This window comes from Enterococcus sp. S53, from assembly GCF_016516865.1.
Classification (GTDB): domain Bacteria; phylum Bacillota; class Bacilli; order Lactobacillales; family Enterococcaceae; genus Enterococcus_D; species Enterococcus_D innesii.
The window spans coordinates 184,698-201,865 of the sequence record NZ_JACVUH010000002.1; the positions used below are offsets into that span (position 1 = coordinate 184,698).

The window sequence follows — 17,168 nt, forward strand, 5'->3', positions numbered from 1 at the left end:
TTCTCATTCTCCTATCAATGTACCACAAGCTAGCAAAAACATCACAATTGTTTCACAAGAAATAATTCCATCGGTTGTTCAAATCCGGGAGAATTCAAAAGCAAACCGCCGGCATCTTGATACCCTAATTTTCGATAGAAATGCTGAGCATTTTCATCGACTTGTGTGGACGTCATACAAAGAGCATGCCCTGCTACTTTTTGCTGTTGTTCCCAGTGATCGACCAAACGCTTCCCAAATCCCCTACCTTGATGGGATTCGGCGATTACTAGCATCGTACAAAAAGGAATCGTATCCCAGAAAAAATTATAGCGTAACAACCCAATTGGCTGTCCATTATCGATCAAGACATAAGCCGTTTGTTCAGCTACCTTTTTGAAGAATCGTTCCTTTGGCAAATGGGTATCCAATGAAAGCCAGAAGTCTTCATCTGTTGCTACCGCCAGTCGAATCGCAATCATGATTTTTACTCCTTTTCTTTGTTATTCTGCATTTTATCTCTGAGGAAGCCGTTTGTTTTAGTCGCTTACCTTCCCTCGGTAGTCCGAAAGCAAGGTAAGAAAGGCATCGCCATATTTATCCAATTTGTTTTGCCCGACACCTTTGATCTGTAAAAATTCGATTGGTGTTTTTGGTTGCACTTCTGCTAATTCTCGCAGGGTCTTATCAGAAAAGACGACATACGGTGGCAAGTTTTGTTCTTGTGCGAGATTCAATCGTAAGGTGCGCAGTTGATCGAACAGTTCATCATCAACCACTAACTGTTTGACTTTGGTTTGTTTTCGATAAACTTTCGCTTTTCCAAGCAATACATCGATACCGGCATTTGTCACACTTAACAAAGGGTATTGCCCTTCGGACGGCAAAAGGTACCCGGAGGCTGTCAAGTAATCGATCAGCTGAGTGACTTCCTTTTGGGACCAATCTTTCATTAATCCATAAGTCGGTAATTTTTCAAAGCCCCACTGTTTGACTTTTTGATCGCCTGAGCCAGTCAGCACTTTCCCCACCAAGGCTTTCCCGAAGCGTTCGCCCATTCGTTTCACACATGACAACACTTTTTGTGTATCCACGGTGATATCCACTTGTTCTCTTTCATCGAGACAATTGCTGCAACGACCGCAATCGGGTCCATCTTCTCCGAAATAACGCAAAATATAGCGTTGCAAACACAGCTGAGTATGTCCGTATTGGCTCATCTCCCGCAACTTCAAGTATTCGTTTTGGCGATAAAGAATATCTGATTCGGATTGATCGATAAAAAATTGCTGAATCTGCATGTCTTGCGGAGCATATAGTAAGATCGCATCACTGGGTTCGCCGTCTCGTCCGGCACGCCCGGCTTCCTGATAATAAGATTCCAAATTTCCAGGTATCTGGGCATGGATCACAAAGCGGACGTTGCTTTTGTTGATTCCCATCCCGAATGCATTGGTCGCTACCATCACTTGCAGGCGGTCATAAAGAAATTCTTCTTGGAAAAAGGAGCGCTCTTCTTCTGAAAGTCCGCCATGGTAATACCCGACAGAAACATGTTCATGTTTCAACAGCTGAAAGATCCGTTCCACTTCTTTGCGGGTGCTGGCATAAATGATACCTGATTGTCCTTGGTTCATTTTCAAATACGTCGTAATGTAGGTATCTTTTTGATCTTTGACAACTTGAAAAGCCAAATTTTCCCGAGCAAACCCGGTCTTGACTTGATTTTCAGCAGGAATTGAAAGTAAGTTTTCAATGTCTTCGGCAACTTTAGGTGTAGCTGTCGCCGTAAGGGCAACAATCGTTGGCTTTTGCTCCCAGTTTTCGATCGTTTCGGCGAGTCGCAGATAGCTCGGGCGAAAATCATGGCCCCATTGGGAAATGCAGTGGGCTTCATCAACGGCCAATAAAGCGATCGGCATCTGCCGCAATGAGTAGCGGAAAGATTCTGAGTCTAAGCGTTCTGGCGAAACATACAGCAGTTTGATCCGCCCTTGGCGTGCTTCTTGCAAGCGCTGGTTGATCTGTGCCCCTGTCAAGGAAGAATTGATATAAGCTGCTGGGATCCCCATATCAACGAGGCTATCTACTTGGTCTTTCATTAATGAAATCAAAGGGGAGATGACCAAGGTCACTCCATCCAACAAAAGCGCTGGCAATTGATAACAAATGGATTTCCCTCCACCTGTGGGCATGATCCCCAAAACATTTTGTTGTGTTAAAATAGATTGAATAATCGTCTCTTGACCTTCACGAAACTGTGAATAGCCAAAATGTTCTTTTAAGACTGTTTGAATAGTTTGCATAATACCCTCTTTTCCATTTCCTTATTATACGCAATTAAGTACGCAAAGAAAACGGCATTAAGAGAACTTTCGCTTTTTATTCGATTTTCAATGAAATCAACCAAAGGAGTCTTCTACTATGAAAAAAGTTATGATTATCGGCGGTGGGATCATCGGTTTGACCCTCGCCAATTATCTTGATAAAACCAAATTTGACGTGACTGTCATTGATTCCCTCATCGGTCAAGCAACATCTGCCAGCGCTGGCATCATTTCCCCTTGGCTATCCAAACGGCGCAATAAAAAATGGTACCAGTTAGCACAAGACGGCGCCGCTTTCTTCCCGAAATTGGTACGGGATTTTGCTTTAGATGAATCCATCTATGCCCCCTGTGGCACTTTGGTGGTGCGACCAGAAAAGGCGCTTCAAGAACTGGCAGAATTAGCTGAAAATCGACGTAAAGCGGCACCAGAAATCGGCGAAATCGACTTACTGACGGGCCCACAAACCAAAGAGGCATTGCCGTTACTAAAAGAAATGCCCTCTTTACGAATCACAGGCGGTGGCCGCTTAGATGGTCAGGCTTATCTTGCCCACTTAAAAGCAAACGCTCAGCAGCAACAAGTGACTTTTATTGAAGGAAAAGCTGAGGTCGTCAGAAACGACAACCATTGGCAAATCAAAACCAAGGATCACTTTCTTGAAACCGAGATTCTTTGCCTGACAGCTGGACCGGGATTGCTAGACTTATTATCACCTTTAGGTTATCAGGTCGATATCCGTCCACAAAAAGGCCAGTTGCTTTCCTTTGCCACCAACCTGCCGACAAACAGTTGGCCGGTCGCCATGCTAGAGGGTGAAGGTGACTTGATTCCCTTCTCTAATGGTCAAATTTTACTAGGAGCCACCCATGAAAACGATGCGGGTTGGGATTTAACGCCTACGGAAGCTGCCAAACAGCAATTGATGACAGGAATCGGTGCTTTTCTTGAAGACCCCGAAGCACTCTTTGCAACGCCAATGACTATGCGAGTCGGCACACGTGCTTACACCTCTGATTTTGCACCTTTCTTTGGGGAAGTGCCTGATGAAGCAAATTTGTTCGCCGCCAGTGGACTTGGTTCTTCTGGGTTAACGACCGGGCCTTATATTGGTTATCTGCTAGCCAATCGGATTAATGATACGCACACTCAACCAACAGATTTCTCAATTTACACCAAGCCGATGACAGAATATATCAAGAAACGCCTTTAACAGGAAACTGCTAAAAAACCACCAGAATCGTTACGGTCTGGTGGTTTTGTTGTTTGATTCTTATAAAATTACGGACAATTTCTAGCTACTAGCTAAACATATTCTCCAGTTTCCCAATAATCGAGTAAGACTTCATTGATGATCTCACGATCCAGTGGTTCTCGCATATCATCATCAAAGGCATCTTCGATCGGGACATCGCCAACAGCTTTGATACAAACTGGAACGACGGGATCTGGGTGATCTTCTGCGGTCAACACTTTTTCAATTTTGATCTTATGCGTCCAATCTGCCCCCATATCATAAATGTAGGTCATGGACTTGCAATACTGAAAATCTTGGTCAATACCGGACGCATCGGTTGGAACGGAATTGCCTAAGCCGATCGATTTCGAACCGGCAATAAACAAGTACAAATGTTGATTCATCCACTCAAAGGCAATCTGGATCAACATATGCAACTGCTCATAGGTCACTCCTGCAGGAATGATCAAACGACGCCAAATTGGCGGACGGTATCCTTCTAAATCAATACGAACTTGATAGGCGACCGGCGTATCCGCCGTGTCATCAAAAGCCGTATGTTTCGTTGGGAATGGGACGATTTTTGGCGAGATTGCAGCAATACGCGGGTCATCAATGGGCAATAGTTCATGTTCTTCGGGATCGGTGTCTTGAATCATCGCTAACATCGCTTCTTTCTTTTCAGCTGACCAAAACTGTGGTTTGGACATCCGTGCGAAAAAGATAGGTTGTTTTTCAGCCAATACAAAGGCGATTTCTTGGTATTGCGATTTGGTGATGTGCTTTTCTTTGTACATGCAGTAATAAAAGTCTTCAATGGCTGTTTTGGCAAACGGAAGAAAATTTAAACTGTACGGTACTTCATGGGGAAGCATATCTGTATATACCCACTCAATGAAGGCTTTGTCTTTTAACTTGGGCATGCCGCCCTCTTTTTCCGTACAAAAGATCAAGTAAAAAACAGGATCTAAGTAATGTTCAAGATCGTCGTCACTAACCACACTAGGTCCGCCATACAAATCAACGTGATCCATCATGCGGTCAATCACTTTCGCTAATTTCTTCAATGTTTTTTCCAAAAAAATTCTCGCTCCTTCCTATCAAGTTTACTTTGACGAAAAGAGCGAGGATTGTCAATCTTTTTTTTAATGGGAGAGCATTTCCTGTGCAATTTCTAATCCGCTCATCCCCGTTGGATAATAGGTCGGCCAATGTTCCATTTCCTCTAGTAACGCTTCATGACTCTCGTTACCAAAGTAGATATGGAAATGATGGGATGCGCCAGGAGCGATCATATGGTCACTAAATTGGATATATTTGAATGCCGCATCTTCATCGGTGCTTTCAAATAAGAAGCGCACACCACGATTGCCAGCTGAGTAGTTCAAGATCTCTTTGCCAGAATACACATAATTTGCTTCTTTCTCGGTACCATCATCGAAAATAAATGTCATTGTGTTGTCTGTGATCTTGATCTGAGCAACATCTGTTTGATAACCAGTCGTGTAATATTCTTTGTATTCGTCAGCCGTCATTTTCTTGTCCATTTTTGCTTTATAATCAAATACTTGGTCCAGTGTTCCGTCTTGTAAAAATGGATAAACGGATTGCCAATCTCCTGCCCAGTCAGATAAAGCACGGTCTTGTACGTCGGCATCCTCAAAATAGCCGTTATAAACTGTTTTTTCTTTTTCAGCTTCAGCCATTTCTTTGTCATTTGCAACATCGGTGGTTTTTCTCAAAGCATCACGGTTTTGTTCCATAATCGAAATGTAGTCTTCCCCGTTGTCCATCTGTTCTTGGGTCAACCCTTCTAATGGATTCAAAACAGCCAATTCGACGCCTGCTTCTGACGCTAACGTTCGGGCAATGCTGTCTTTGGCGTTTTCTTCAAAATAGATCGTTTGAATGCCTGTTTCTTGGACGAACTCTTTTAGTTCTGCGATTCGTGAAGCGGAAGGCTCTTCACTTGGTGAAAGACCTGAGATTGGCACTTGCGTTAGCCCATACTCCAAAGCTAAATAACCAAAAGCAGCGTGTTGGGTCACGAAATGATTTTGCGCTGGATTGCTGAACGCTTCTTCATATGATTCATGGAGGTCTTGTAACTGTGCCAAATAATTCGCCGCATTTTCAGCAAAGGCTGCCGCTTTCGCTGGATAAGCCTCACTCAGCTGGTCACGGATCGCCTCTACTTGTTTCATGGCTAAGCTTGGGGCTAACCAGACATGGGGATCTAATTCATGAGAATGACCATCATCGCCATGATCATGGTCATGATCGTGGTCGTGATCATCGTCACCGGGTAACAGGACCATTCCTTCGGTGGCTTTGACCACTGTCACGTCTCCATCATTTAATGTGGCTTCAATCGAAGGAACCCACATTTCCATATTTTCATTGTTGTAGACAAAGACATCCGCATCTTGGATCTTTGCCATGTCCTTTGCGGAAGGTTCATAATCGTGGGAATCAGTGCCCGCGGGCATCAATAATTCAACCTCCCCTTCATCCCCTACAACTTGACGAGTAAAATCATACATCGGATAAAACGTAGCCATGACCTGAATTTGTTCATTCTCAGAGGAGGCGTTTCCTGATTGCTCGGTCGCATCAGATCCTCCTTGTCCACAAGCAGCCAAAGTCAGGGCCACAGCAGATAACATAGTTATTTTAAAAAACTTCTTCATTTTTGAAAATACACTCCTTTTTATTTTCCTCTTTTTCTTCCCTTTGGAAAAACGTTGATAAATCAATTACGATTTATAAAAACAAAACGTAACGTTTACGTTTTACCATCGGTTTTATACTTTACACAACTATTTTAATCCTGTCAACTTCTTTTTTAGATGTTTTTTTATATGTAAAAACCTTCATATGTACCACTGCTGATATCACGGAAGGATCGCTAAGTAACTCCTTTGATTCGTCGGAATCGAGCGATTTGCAAAAGTCACTATCTATTGTCCTTTGTCGCCTCCTATGCTACACTCGAGGGGTAATTGAATAGAAGATTATCCACTAGGGGCGCTTTATGCTGAGATAGACGTATGTCTGGTCCCTTAGAACCTGATTTGGTTAGTACCAACGTAGGGAAGTGGCAGCGCATGATTTTTCGCGTTCCCATTTTTTCTGTCTACGTGTGGATAGAAAAAGGAGGAACGCTTTTTTTGTAGACAGAAAAACAATCGAGAGGAGAAGAGAAAAATGTCAAATAAACCAATCGTCTGTGCAAAAGATGGAATCGATATCACGGGGTGCCGGGTGAGCTTGTACCCAATGAAAGACCATTTCGCGCAACAAATTTTAACAAGTATCGAAAAAACGAATACGAGTGCTGTTTGGCAGCAAACCGACCTGTTTAGCACCCTTTTTCGTGGGGAAGCGCCCAGTGTCCTAGACGCAGCAGCAGCGCTATTTATCAACGCCTACGAATCCAAGACACACCTCGTGGGTGAGTTTACCTTTTCCAAGGGCTGCCCCGGGGACACTGCGGGGGACACGTTTTTGAATGGCGAACAGGCGCAACCCAATAAAGGAAAGAACCTTGCGAATGGTGACTTTTTGGTTGATTGCAAATATTCGTTTTATGTATTTGGCGAAAATCATTATATGGAAGAAATCGCCACGATCGTCCAGCTGGCAGAAACTCATGGCTTGAGCCCTCGTTCCGCTCACTATGTGACGATGCTGACGGGATCAGCAAGTCAACTCTTTGCTTATTTTGAAGCCGCATTAGCTTATGCCCATGACCATCTTCCCCACTATGTTCTGGAAGCGACGGTTTCAGTCAATAGCCCTTCAAAAAAGGAGGCGATGCCACATGACTAAGTGGGCGTTGAAAGATGTCATCATGGTAGGAATTGCTTCGCTGATTTTTGGCGTGATCTATCTTGGGGCTGTCCATTTCGGATTGCTATTAGGGACACTTCTAACCCCCTTTGGTTTATCTGTCTTAGCCAATGAGTTTATCTTTGGTGTTTGGTTCATGGCGGCAGCTTTTGCCGGATATGTGCTACGTAAGCCGGGGGCAGCTACGATCACTGAAATGATTGCGGCTCTTTTAGAAGTGTTTATGGGGAATTTTTATGGACCTATTATTTTTATTAGTGGTTTTGTACAAGGGATTGGAACCGAGGCCGGCTTTGCATTAGGCCGCTACCGCCGCTATGGCTGGTTTCCTTTAGTTACTGGAGCCGTGGGCGCCACGATCACGAGTTTTCTTTGGGGAATTCTTCGATCAAATTTCGTTGACTTGCAATGGCAGTTGCTGTTGGCGATCTTTCTTATTCGCTTGCTTTCTTCGTTGTTCTTTTCAGCCTTTTTGGTGAAGATCGTCTGTGACCATCTGGCACGAATGGGAGTCCTCAACAGTTACCCTATCGCTAACGATCAAACGATCACCGTCCAACGGGAAATCGTATGAGTCTGTTAGTAAAAAACGACTGTTTTTTGGTGGATCAAAAGCGACTTGAATTGACTCTGTCTTTGGCCCCTGGTGAAACAAAGGGAATTTATGGTGCTTCAGGATCAGGGAAAAGCACCCTTTTCCATCTCTTAGCGGGACTCAACGAGAAGGGGTTTGATGGAGGGACGTATACGATTGACGGCCAAACGATGAACCAGCTTTCCATTCGGGAAAGAAGCACGACCGTCAGCTTATTGTTTCAAAATCCTGACATGCAGTTTTGTATGGCAACACCTCGAGAAGAGCTGCTTTTTTGTTTAGAGAATCAATGTATCCCCCAAAAAGACATGCCAAACAAAGTGGCTGACGCTTTGGCATTTTGCGAGATCACTCATCTTGCAGATCAACCTTTCACGACCTTGTCTGGGGGTGAAAAACAGTTAGCCGCATTGGCTTGCTGTTTGATCCTAGAAAGCCAATACTTGCTTTTGGATGAGCCCTTTGCGAATTTGGATGCGGACACCAGCAAAAAAGTCATCCGAAAACTGCAGCACATTCAACAAAAGAAAGCCATTGGTATTTTATTGATCGACCATCAAATCAAAGAGACTGCTAACTGGGTCGATGAGTGGCTATTGATTGAAGAAGGTTTCAGAACGATCGATCAAGCAGCGATCCGTGACCTTGATCAACACATGCGAAAGACACTGCCGCTTGCAAAAATCAAGTCGTCTTCTAACAAAAAACGGCTATCTTTTCAGCAATTCCGATTACCGATCCGCAACCATGAGATTGTTTTTCCCAATTTTGCATTTGATGGAGGCACGCTGATTGGGATCACTGGACGCAGCGGCAGTGGCAAATCTTCGTTTTTAAAAGCTATTTTGCAGCAGCATGCCTACAAAGGGGATATTCTCTTGGCAGGTCAACCAATCAAGAAGTATCCGTCACCTTTTCGCTCCATCAGTTGGATCATGCAAAATCCGCAAGACCAATTTTTGGCTGCCACCGTTGCCCAAGAGCTTAGCCAAGGTAGCGCCCCGACCGAGAGCGAAAAGCTACTAGCAAAATTACGCCTGCAAAATAAGAGCACTCAGTCACCTTTTCGACTGAGTCAAGGACAGCAACGGCGCTTGGCTGTTGCCTCTTTACTGCAACGCCCGGTCGACTTGCTGCTCGTGGACGAACCGACCTATGGTCAAGATATCAAACAAGCTTGGCAGATCATGCAGCTATTAGCCGAAAAAGCAACCACTGGCACGTTAGTTTTGATCGTTAGCCATGATATCTTGTTATTGCAACAGTTCTGCTCCCAAATCATTGATTTTAATCTTTATGAAAAGGAGGATGCAGATGCGCACGCTAAATCCAACAGTCAAATTATTCGCCATTTTAGGGCTCGCCTTACTGGTTTCTTTTCAAAATAATTTCAGATTAAACCTGCTGCTCTCGGTCCTGTTCTTTGGTATTACTATAAACGAACGCTCCTTGAAAAAAAGTCTTTTGCTCTTTTCTGCATTGACATTGGCAGCTACAGGGTTTTTTTTCACTGGACTCCTTTATTACCAAGGCAATCAAGGCGGTCCTTCCTCCGCAGCAGCTATTCGCTATGGTCTTGATATGGCAAGCCGTATCTATTGCTTTGGCATTCTAGGAAGCTCCTTCAGTGTATCCACCACGATCAATGAATTGATTTATTCACTGCAGCAACAGCTGCGTCTGCCTGCCGTTTTTGCCTACGGTCTACTGGCTGCGTTTCAAATTGCTCCCATTATTCCAGCAGAGTATCAGAATATCCGTAATAGCATGCGTTCCAGAGGAATCTCGGTCAATCCGTTTTCATTTAAAATGCTAATCCCTTTATTGGTCAAATCGATTCGTTGGTCTGAATTATTGGCGACTGCCATGCTTTCAAGAGGTTTTGACAGCGAAGCCAAGCGAACTTACGCAAATACCTTTCGCATCACTTTCATGGATGCACTATTTCTATCCTTATGCCTGGTAATGGGAATGGGGGGGACACTCATCCTATAATCAATAAAGAGAGAAAAAGACAAAGAAACCCTGACGTTTCTTTGTCTTTGTTTATATATTAAGAAGTGATCGTCTTTTTTACTGAACCAGATTTTATTTGATAAAACGTGACGAACAAGGTCGTTGCTAAAATATACAAGGCGAAAAGCAGATACATGTTTTTAAACAGCTGGATCGTCGTTTGATTCAACCAAGCCCCAACTTTTGGGATATAAAAAATCGGCTGGCCAATCACTTGGCTTTTTTGAATTTCTTTTGGCTCCATCTGGTTTTGATTGTCGCCAATGGTGTACAGTACTGATTGGTTTTCCGCAACCGCAACGATTCGCCGGGTCCGCATTTGTCTACCTTGATCGACATAATACGTTACTTCGTTGCCAACCACTAAATTATCTTCTGAAGCATTTTTTACAAAAAGCAGCGTTCCTTTAGAGTATGTCGGTTCCATTGCATCACTCGTAACAATAGCCATTGTGAAACCAAATGCATGCGGTATTACAACAGTTAAGACAGATAGCAGCATGAACATCAGAACAAAAAGTGAGAGCATGATACTTTGTTTTGGAAAAAGCTTCATTCTTTCCTCTCCTTCTAAGCTTCAGTTTATTTAATGATTCTATAACATAATTCTTTTTTTTTCAAATATTTAAAAACGATTCATTGAATTTTTATACGCAACTCTGTCTATTATTATTTGACTTTATTTAATCATATATATTATGCTAAAGGCGATTAAAAAACAGAGGAGAAAAAACATGCCTTTTTTAAATAACAAATTGTTTTTAAAACGTTGGATCCCCTTCATCCTTCTGGTTCTATTTTTACTGGGAAGTATCGTCTTTTTTCTCGTTCTTTTTTTATTCCCAACTTCTGATATCCATGCAGTGGAGAAAAAGGAAGATTGGATTTTCTATGCCGAGGACAATCCCGAATCAACTTTTATTAGTCGTTATGTGAAACATTTACCTAGTGTGAAAGCCAATGATCGTTTTGTGATGAAGCGAAAAATGACCAATGATTATAAATACCCTACGATGTTGCTAATTGGCGACCACCAACACATGACCGTCTATCTCGATGATCAAGAAATTTACACCAACGAGAAGCCAAATGATCCATTGACTCTCAACCATCCAGGTAAAACACTGGCCTTTATTACCTTGCCTGAGGATTACGTTGGTAAGACATTAAAAATATACGTAACTAGCCCTTTTGACACCTATTCCGGCTTTCCCGCCGAAGTCTTTTTTGGACCTGCAAATGCACTGATCGGCTATGTCTTCAGTCTGTCAATTTTAAATATCTATATCCTCTTATTTACAGGATTTATTTGTATCATCAACTTGTTTTATGTCATCGTTTCTTTTATCAATCAACGAAAGCTTAAATTGTCTTCTATCCTATTCAGTGGTTTTGCTTTAACTGCAGGTTTGGAAGCAGGCTTTAGCGATATGCTTGGTGGACTACTGTTTCCTCCAATCGTGAATTCTGCGATGTTAAATATTCTTTCTATCATTACGCCAATGTTTCTGATTGGGTTTTACTGTACAAACATGCACTTTGTTCGTAAGTATTACCAGAAATGGTTATATTTTCATTACTCCTTCGGTCTCTTTGCGATCCTTTTCGCTCTTTTTCAAACAAAAAGTTTACCCACTATCATGAATTACATGTTTTTACTGAATATCACCAGCACCTTTGTTACTTCTTTTGCGGCGATTTATGAAGCATTGAAAAAAAATCCATTTTTTGTCATTTGTGCGCCTTGGATCGTCGTTGCGGCTATCGGTCATTGTTTCTTGTATATTCAGGATATTTTAGTTTTGCCACAATCTGATGTCAATTGGCGTTCGATCATCTTTTTCTTACTAATTATCATCTTTACTTGTTACGGCTTTCTTGAACTCTTTTTTTCCAGCGAAGGCAAAAACAAGCGGATCGATACGGCAGATATCAAACTCCGTCTTTATGAGAAACAGCAAGCGAATAACCCAGAACAATCATTAAAAATGCAACAAGTTTTGCAAGCCATCAAAAAAAGAACTCATACAGTCAAGGACATGTTGGAAGATCAACAATTGGCAGCGGCGTACGAAGGTCTTTGTGAGATCGAAGAACAGATCAAACAACAGCTAACACGTCCATCCGTTGAAAAAGAATCACTCACAACGATGCTGATTACTAATTATCAACACACAGCTACTCAAAAAAGAATCACCTTTGCCTGTGATGGCATCATAGAACCACTGGAACAATTGGAGGAAAATGATCGTCTATCCTTGATCGCTCATTGCCTAGAGTACGCCATCCGATACACTTGTGCGGTCACTGATCCTCAAAAGCGAAGACTCGCGTTGAGGGTGAATGACACGAACGGCCAGTTGCATATCGACTGCCAAATGCCGCTTCTCTCAAATGAAGAAGCAGAAAAACTACAGAACAATGAAACCAAACGACAGGCGATGCAGGCTGACATACAAATGCTCGAACAACTTTGTTTAGCCTACCAAGGAAGTATCCGGATCGAAGAAACTGACGGGCTACACCTCTTGCATTTGACACTTAGGGCGAAGATAGATCCGCTGTCTTTCGACTGACCGTCTTGCTACATTAGTCTTAAAGGAGCGTTTTTAAGAAAAAGCGAAAAAACTCTTGCTTTTTTCGCTTTTTCGCTTTAGCATGATAAAGAACAGCAACAAGCATTGGAATAGTAGTTTTATAATGGTCTTAGAGAGTCGATGGCAGCTGAAAAATCGATACCCACTGATAAAATGAACCTACCCAATGGCAATGACCGCAAAACGGTCGGTGGAAAGGCCTTATCCTTTACGAGTTGGATTATCCCTATCGATAATCAACAAAGGTGGTACCGCGAAATCCAAGCATTTCGTCCTTTTTTAGGACGAGATGCTTTTTTATTTTTTTAAGGAGGAAAAAGAATGACACAAAAAAATGATTTTACAGAATGGTATATTCAAACGATCCAAAAAGCCGAATTGATGGCTTACTCCCCAGTGAAAGGCTCCATTATTTTCCGTCCTGACGGCTTCGAACTTTGGGAGCACATCCAAGAAGAGTTCAATCGATTCTTGAAAAAAGAGGGCATTCGCAATGCGTACTTCCCAATGCTGATTCCGCAAAATTTCTTTATGAAAGAAGCCGATCATATTGAAGGGTTTGCGCCTGAATTGCCATGGGTCACAGAAGTCGGCAATGAAAAATTGGAAGAACCTTTGGCCTTGCGACCAACCTCAGAAACCATGATTGGCTCTGCCTTTTCTGATTGGATCAACTCCTACCGTGACCTGCCTTATGAAATCAATCAATGGGCAAACGTCTTTCGTTGGGAAAAGAAAACATTGCCTTTCTTGCGTACCTCAGAGTTTTTATGGCAAGAAGGTCATACCGCTCATGAAAATGAAGAAGATGCACGTCAACGCACCATGAAAGTCTTAGATGAATATGCCCGCCTTTGCGAAGAATTCCTAGCGATCCCTGTTTATCGCGGACAAAAAACCCCTTCTGAGCGTTTTGCTGGAGCAGTTGATACTTATTCAATCGAAGCGATGATGAAAGACGGTAAAGCAGTCCAAGCAGGAACCAGCCACTACATGGGGACAAAATTTGCTGAAGCATTTGATATTACGTATTTAACGAAAGAAAACAAGCATACCCATGCCCACACAACCTCTTGGGGTGTCTCTACCCGCTTGTTGGGTGCCTTGATCATGACCCATGGCGATGAAAATGGTTTAGTTTTCCCACCAACCATTGCACCAACCCAAGTTGTGTTGTTACCAGTCGGTCCTTGGAAAAAGAATCCAGCCATCTTAGAAAAATTAGAAGAACTGTATGGCAACTTTAAAGCCAAGGGCATTCGTGTTCGTTTGGATGATTCTGATAACTCATCTGGCTATAAGTTCAACGAATGGGAACTAAAAGGCGCTTGCTTGCGAATCGAATGTGGCCCAAGAGATTTAGAAGCTGGCAAAGTGATGGTCAAAGTCCGCGACCTGGCTGACAAGCAAACGGTGGCTCTTGAGGACTTAGAAGCCTTCGTTGATCAAGAACTGCACGCAATGACCCCACGCTTATTGCAAGCGGCGAAGGAACGGAACAAAGAAAATGAGTACACCAACATCGATACATTAGATGAACTAAAAGCACATATCGAAACGTGCAAACAAGAAGAAAAAGTCACTGGCTTTGTCTTGATCGGTTGGGACGGCTCGGAAGAAACGGAAGCGAAAATCAAAGAAGAAACCGGCTTTACTACCCGGAACATTCCGTTTGAAGCACCAATTGAAAAAACAGTCGATATCGTCAGCGGCAAACCTGCCAAGCATACCGTTTGGATCGCCCGCGCATACTAATAGAAAAACGAAGCAGCCAGAATTGAAAAGGCTGCTTCGTTTTTTGATTAATAAATCAATGAAAGAAAATCTTCAGGCGTGATGTTGCCAAAATATTTTTTGACATCAATGTTGGCAATGACTTGTGCCAAATCTTCTTTCGCATAGCGAGTACCGATCAGGGCTTCTTCTACATCCGCAATGTCCCCTAAGCCGAAAAAGTCACCAAAGATTTTGGCATCCGTAATTTTTCCTTCTGCCACATTCAAACGAACTTCGATGGATCCGATTGGAAAGCGATGACGGCGTTCAATATCAAAGGCTGGAGATTTACCGTAATTCCAATCCCAGTTGCGATAATACTTATCGGAAATCTCATTGATCTTGACCCAATCTTCTTCTGTTAATTCATATGTTTTGACTTCTTCCACGGAATCGACACCAAAAATCTTCAATAAGATTTCTTGACGGAACTCTTCAGTCGTCATGTCTTGCTTCTCTTTTGGCAAGAATGGTTTGATGTTGGTTACTCTTGAGCGGATCGATTTGATACCTTTTGATTCGATTTTGTCTTTGCGGACTTTCAATGCGTTGACCACTTCATTGATGTCACTGTCAAACATGATCGTGCCATGAGCAAACATCCGGCCATTCGTTGCGTACATCGCATTCCCAGAAAACTTCATGTCATTGATCACAAGGTCGTTGCGGCCTTTTAGTTGCGCTCCTTCAACCCCCATCTCATGCAAGGCTTGGACGATTGGTTTCGTCAGCTTTTCAAAATCTCTGAAAGAATTGCCATCGTCAGGCATAATAAAACTGAAATTCAAGTTTCCGAAATCATGATAGACTGCACCGCCGCCGCTGAAACGACGAACGACATGGATCCCATGTTCATCCACATATTCCTTATTGATCTCTTCGATCGTATTTTGATTGCGTCCAATGATAATCGATGGTTCATTAATGTAAAAAAGTAAGATGGGTTCATCCACTTTCATTTCTTGAAGAAGAAAAATCTCGATGGCTAAATTGATGCGTGGGTCATTCAGTTCGTTCGGTACAAAAAGCATACTATTCGTTCCTCCTAATTAGATGATTTCAATTATTTTTTGAACAGCCGCCAATTCAACGGGGATCCCATTGGCAGCTAGTGCAGCCTCTTCTCGTAACTGTTCTAAGTCACCATGTTGCGGCAAATGCGTCACCATTATTTTTTTTACCTGCGCTGCATGGGCGATCTCGCCTGCTTCTTTTGACGTAAAATGAGCCTTGTGCCGCTCATTGCCTGCAAAAAGATAGGTATCTGCCAAGAATAAGTCAGCCCCTTCAGCAAACGAAACAAAAGATTCTAAATAGCCAGAGTCTCCAGTAAAAACAAAGACCTTGCCGGTGTTTTTCTCAACAAATCGCATGGCATAGCAAGTGACTGGATGGATCGTCTTCATAAAGGTAATGGTGAACGGGCCCAATTCCAATGACTCCGTTTGGAGATAATCAATTCCTTGAGTCACTCCAGGCATCGTCAAGCTTTCAAAATGAACCGTATCCTCCCCATGGCCGTAGATCGGCAAAATCTGGCGTTCTTCGCTTCCAGGATATAATTGCCAATAGTATTGCAATACCCCTAAATCCGCAATATGATCGTGATGGTAATGCGTCAAAATCACTGCATCTAAGTCTAAGGGATCAAGGATTTTTTCTAGTTGGACCAAGGTGGTACTTCCCGCATCAAGCAGCAAATGAAAGCCTTCTGACTCAACTAAATAGCCAGTAGTCCCTTCACCGTTATACGGATAGGCACCTAAACAACCTAAGACAGTTATTTTCACTTGTGTTTCCTCCTCTTTGGCTCAAGCTGATTTTCTACTTCTTTAATGCTATCACATCTCTGCTGATTTGACTAAAATCTGACCATTTTTTTTTGCGAAAAGGATCAAGAAAATGAGAAAAAAACGACGTCTATTGATGAATCCCTTGAATGAGTGTTCTACTCTATCCTTAAGGAACCATTCCAATGGTACGTCGTTTTTTTTGCTTACCTAATTAGCGCTCGTTGTTCATTGATCAATTCTTCATAGAATGCTGCGTTCACCGCATACGCATAGGCGTTTGCCCACAACATCCCAATCATAAGCGCCAAGAAACCCAGAATAAACCAGCCAATCAATGATAATTGCAGCCAAATGTATTGGCCCAGATGTGGTCGCAAGAGAGCAAAGGCTACTTTGATAGACTGAAGAACCCCTAATTCCGGCTGATCATAGCGTAGATAGATTGCTAATTGGATCACACCAGTAACGACTTGCGACAAAAAGAAGAACAAGATGATGGAGAGAATCGTCCCAACCACAAAAGCGATCGAACCGTTAAACATCGATACATCAATAGAAATTCCCCGATTAAAATTAAATACCAAGCCCAAATATTGATTAAGGCCTGATAAGACAAATTGCGGCAAGAAAATCGCAAAACTCAAAAGATAATTTAAAAGCGCGCTCACTAAATTTAGTAGCAAAAACGGCACATAGAATCGTTTATCAAATACGAGAAAAATATCCGCCACTTTGATCCCTTTACCACGAACCAGATAGAGTGCCATAATACTCAATGCTACTGAAAAAGCAAAGAAGACAAAATTGTCCAAAATAAAATCAAGCCAATTTCCTGCGTTGTTTGTCCCTACGGAAGAGCCTAAACTACTGAACAGTGAATTGACGACCGCTTGTACGGCAACCGTTGCTAAAATACTTAAGACGAATGTTCCCCAGAATCCGCGCAAGGAGTTTTTAGCCGTCTCTCGAATCATTGTATTTGATCTCATAGACTCA

The 17,168-nt window shown here is 42.6% G+C and carries 15 protein-coding genes, 1 riboswitch and 1 other annotated feature; of the genes, 7 read left to right on the forward strand and 8 right to left on the reverse strand.

The genetic code is table 11. The features are described from left to right. Positions 1-41 precede the first annotated feature (41 nt). Positions 42-461 carry a GNAT family N-acetyltransferase gene (locus tag IAE45_RS03810; RefSeq protein ID WP_081118492.1) on the reverse strand — a complete coding sequence of 140 codons (420 nt, stop codon included), beginning with the start codon at positions 459-461 and terminating at the stop codon, positions 42-44. Positions 462-518: 57 nt separating this feature from the next. Beyond that, positions 519-2,285 (reverse strand): DNA helicase RecQ, encoded by a 1,767-nt coding sequence (recQ, locus tag IAE45_RS03815; RefSeq protein WP_081118491.1) that lies wholly within the window; start codon positions 2,283-2,285, stop codon positions 519-521. 118 nt (positions 2,286-2,403) lie between these two features. Between recQ and IAE45_RS03820 the strand changes: the two genes are divergently transcribed. Further along, positions 2,404-3,519, forward strand: a complete 1,116-nt coding sequence (locus IAE45_RS03820; protein ID WP_081118490.1) for an NAD(P)/FAD-dependent oxidoreductase — start codon at positions 2,404-2,406, stop codon at positions 3,517-3,519. 92 nt (positions 3,520-3,611) lie between these two features. On the opposite strand, the gene IAE45_RS03825 is transcribed toward IAE45_RS03820, so the two are convergent. Together IAE45_RS03825 and IAE45_RS03830 are read right to left on the reverse strand one after the other, a co-directional pair. Next, positions 3,612-4,622, reverse strand: a complete 1,011-nt coding sequence (locus tag IAE45_RS03825) for a plasmid pRiA4b ORF-3 family protein (RefSeq protein WP_081118489.1) — start codon at positions 4,620-4,622, stop codon at positions 3,612-3,614. 66 nt (positions 4,623-4,688) lie between these two features. Beyond that, on the reverse strand, positions 4,689-6,233 hold the full coding sequence (locus tag IAE45_RS03830) for a metal ABC transporter solute-binding protein, Zn/Mn family (RefSeq protein ID WP_081118488.1): 1,545 nt from the start codon (positions 6,231-6,233) through the stop codon (positions 4,689-4,691). Between the two features lie 323 nt (positions 6,234-6,556). Then, positions 6,557-6,656: riboswitch (TPP riboswitch) on the forward strand. A gap of 94 nt (positions 6,657-6,750) precedes the next feature. On the opposite strand from IAE45_RS03830, the gene IAE45_RS03835 reads away from it, so the two are divergent. The 4 genes from IAE45_RS03835 to IAE45_RS03850 are packed head-to-tail and all read left to right on the forward strand — an operon-like array spanning position 6,751 to position 9,985. Beyond that, on the forward strand, positions 6,751-7,374 hold the full coding sequence (locus IAE45_RS03835) for a YkoF family thiamine/hydroxymethylpyrimidine-binding protein (RefSeq protein WP_081118487.1): 624 nt from the start codon (positions 6,751-6,753) through the stop codon (positions 7,372-7,374). Continuing rightward, entirely contained in the window at positions 7,367-7,969 is a 603-nt protein-coding gene (locus tag IAE45_RS03840; protein WP_077453856.1) for an ECF transporter S component, read from the forward strand. The genes IAE45_RS03835 and IAE45_RS03840 overlap by 8 nt, the downstream gene beginning before the upstream one ends. Continuing rightward, complete coding sequence (locus tag IAE45_RS03845; protein ID WP_200125043.1) at positions 7,966-9,378, forward strand: ABC transporter ATP-binding protein; 1,413 nt, start codon at positions 7,966-7,968, stop codon at positions 9,376-9,378. The genes IAE45_RS03840 and IAE45_RS03845 overlap by 4 nt, the downstream gene beginning before the upstream one ends. Beyond that, positions 9,305-9,985 carry an energy-coupling factor transporter transmembrane component T gene (locus IAE45_RS03850; RefSeq protein ID WP_200125045.1) on the forward strand — a complete coding sequence of 227 codons (681 nt, stop codon included), beginning with the start codon at positions 9,305-9,307 and terminating at the stop codon, positions 9,983-9,985. The genes IAE45_RS03845 and IAE45_RS03850 overlap by 74 nt, the downstream gene beginning before the upstream one ends. A 58-nt stretch (positions 9,986-10,043) precedes the next feature. On the opposite strand, the gene IAE45_RS03855 is transcribed toward IAE45_RS03850, so the two are convergent. Next, complete coding sequence (locus IAE45_RS03855) at positions 10,044-10,562, reverse strand: signal peptidase I (protein WP_077453859.1); 519 nt, start codon at positions 10,560-10,562, stop codon at positions 10,044-10,046. Positions 10,563-10,740: 178 nt separating this feature from the next. Between IAE45_RS03855 and IAE45_RS03860 the strand changes: the two genes are divergently transcribed. Both IAE45_RS03860 and proS read left to right on the forward strand, forming a co-directional pair. Beyond that, entirely contained in the window at positions 10,741-12,582 is a 1,842-nt protein-coding gene (locus tag IAE45_RS03860; protein ID WP_233618938.1) for a hypothetical protein, read from the forward strand. Between the two features lie 96 nt (positions 12,583-12,678). Next, positions 12,679-12,883 (forward strand) — a binding site (T-box leader). 41 nt (positions 12,884-12,924) lie between these two features. Further along, positions 12,925-14,358, forward strand: coding sequence for a proline--tRNA ligase (proS, locus tag IAE45_RS03865; protein ID WP_081118482.1), 1,434 nt, complete (start codon positions 12,925-12,927; stop codon positions 14,356-14,358). Between the two features lie 47 nt (positions 14,359-14,405). Here proS and IAE45_RS03870 read toward each other — a convergent pair whose 3' ends face one another. The 3 genes from IAE45_RS03870 to IAE45_RS03880 all read right to left on the reverse strand — a co-directional run bounded on the left by IAE45_RS03870 (position 14,406) and on the right by IAE45_RS03880 (position 17,161). After that, positions 14,406-15,410, reverse strand: coding sequence for a lipoate--protein ligase (locus IAE45_RS03870; RefSeq protein ID WP_077452469.1), 1,005 nt, complete (start codon positions 15,408-15,410; stop codon positions 14,406-14,408). 18 nt (positions 15,411-15,428) lie between these two features. After that, complete coding sequence (locus IAE45_RS03875; protein WP_200125049.1) at positions 15,429-16,169, reverse strand: MBL fold metallo-hydrolase; 741 nt, start codon at positions 16,167-16,169, stop codon at positions 15,429-15,431. Between the two features lie 206 nt (positions 16,170-16,375). Then, a complete protein-coding gene (locus IAE45_RS03880; protein ID WP_233618939.1) occupies positions 16,376-17,161 on the reverse strand; it encodes a DUF975 family protein in 786 nt (261 codons plus the stop codon). Positions 17,162-17,168: the final 7 nt, after the last annotated feature.

What these genes read in the sequence shown, in the direction of transcription:
- IAE45_RS03820 (WP_081118490.1), top strand. Translation starts at nt 2,404, where the DNA reads ATGAAAAAAGTTATGATTATCGGCGGTGGGATCATCGGTTTGACCCTC.
- IAE45_RS03850 (WP_200125045.1), top strand. Translation starts at nt 9,305, where the DNA reads ATGCGCACGCTAAATCCAACAGTCAAATTATTCGCCATTTTAGGGCTC.
- IAE45_RS03870 (WP_077452469.1), bottom strand. Translation starts at nt 15,410, where the DNA reads ATGCTTTTTGTACCGAACGAACTGAATGACCCACGCATCAATTTAGCC.
- IAE45_RS03810 (WP_081118492.1), bottom strand. Translation starts at nt 461, where the DNA reads ATGATTGCGATTCGACTGGCGGTAGCAACAGATGAAGACTTCTGGCTT.
- IAE45_RS03880 (WP_233618939.1), bottom strand. Translation starts at nt 17,161, where the DNA reads ATGAGATCAAATACAATGATTCGAGAGACGGCTAAAAACTCCTTGCGC.
- IAE45_RS03845 (WP_200125043.1), top strand. Translation starts at nt 7,966, where the DNA reads ATGAGTCTGTTAGTAAAAAACGACTGTTTTTTGGTGGATCAAAAGCGA.
- IAE45_RS03860 (WP_233618938.1), top strand. Translation starts at nt 10,741, where the DNA reads ATGCCTTTTTTAAATAACAAATTGTTTTTAAAACGTTGGATCCCCTTC.
- IAE45_RS03840 (WP_077453856.1), top strand. Translation starts at nt 7,367, where the DNA reads ATGACTAAGTGGGCGTTGAAAGATGTCATCATGGTAGGAATTGCTTCG.
- proS (WP_081118482.1), top strand. Translation starts at nt 12,925, where the DNA reads ATGACACAAAAAAATGATTTTACAGAATGGTATATTCAAACGATCCAA.
- IAE45_RS03855 (WP_077453859.1), bottom strand. Translation starts at nt 10,562, where the DNA reads ATGAAGCTTTTTCCAAAACAAAGTATCATGCTCTCACTTTTTGTTCTG.
- recQ (WP_081118491.1), bottom strand. Translation starts at nt 2,285, where the DNA reads ATGCAAACTATTCAAACAGTCTTAAAAGAACATTTTGGCTATTCACAG.
- IAE45_RS03830 (WP_081118488.1), bottom strand. Translation starts at nt 6,233, where the DNA reads ATGAAGAAGTTTTTTAAAATAACTATGTTATCTGCTGTGGCCCTGACT.
- IAE45_RS03835 (WP_081118487.1), top strand. Translation starts at nt 6,751, where the DNA reads ATGTCAAATAAACCAATCGTCTGTGCAAAAGATGGAATCGATATCACG.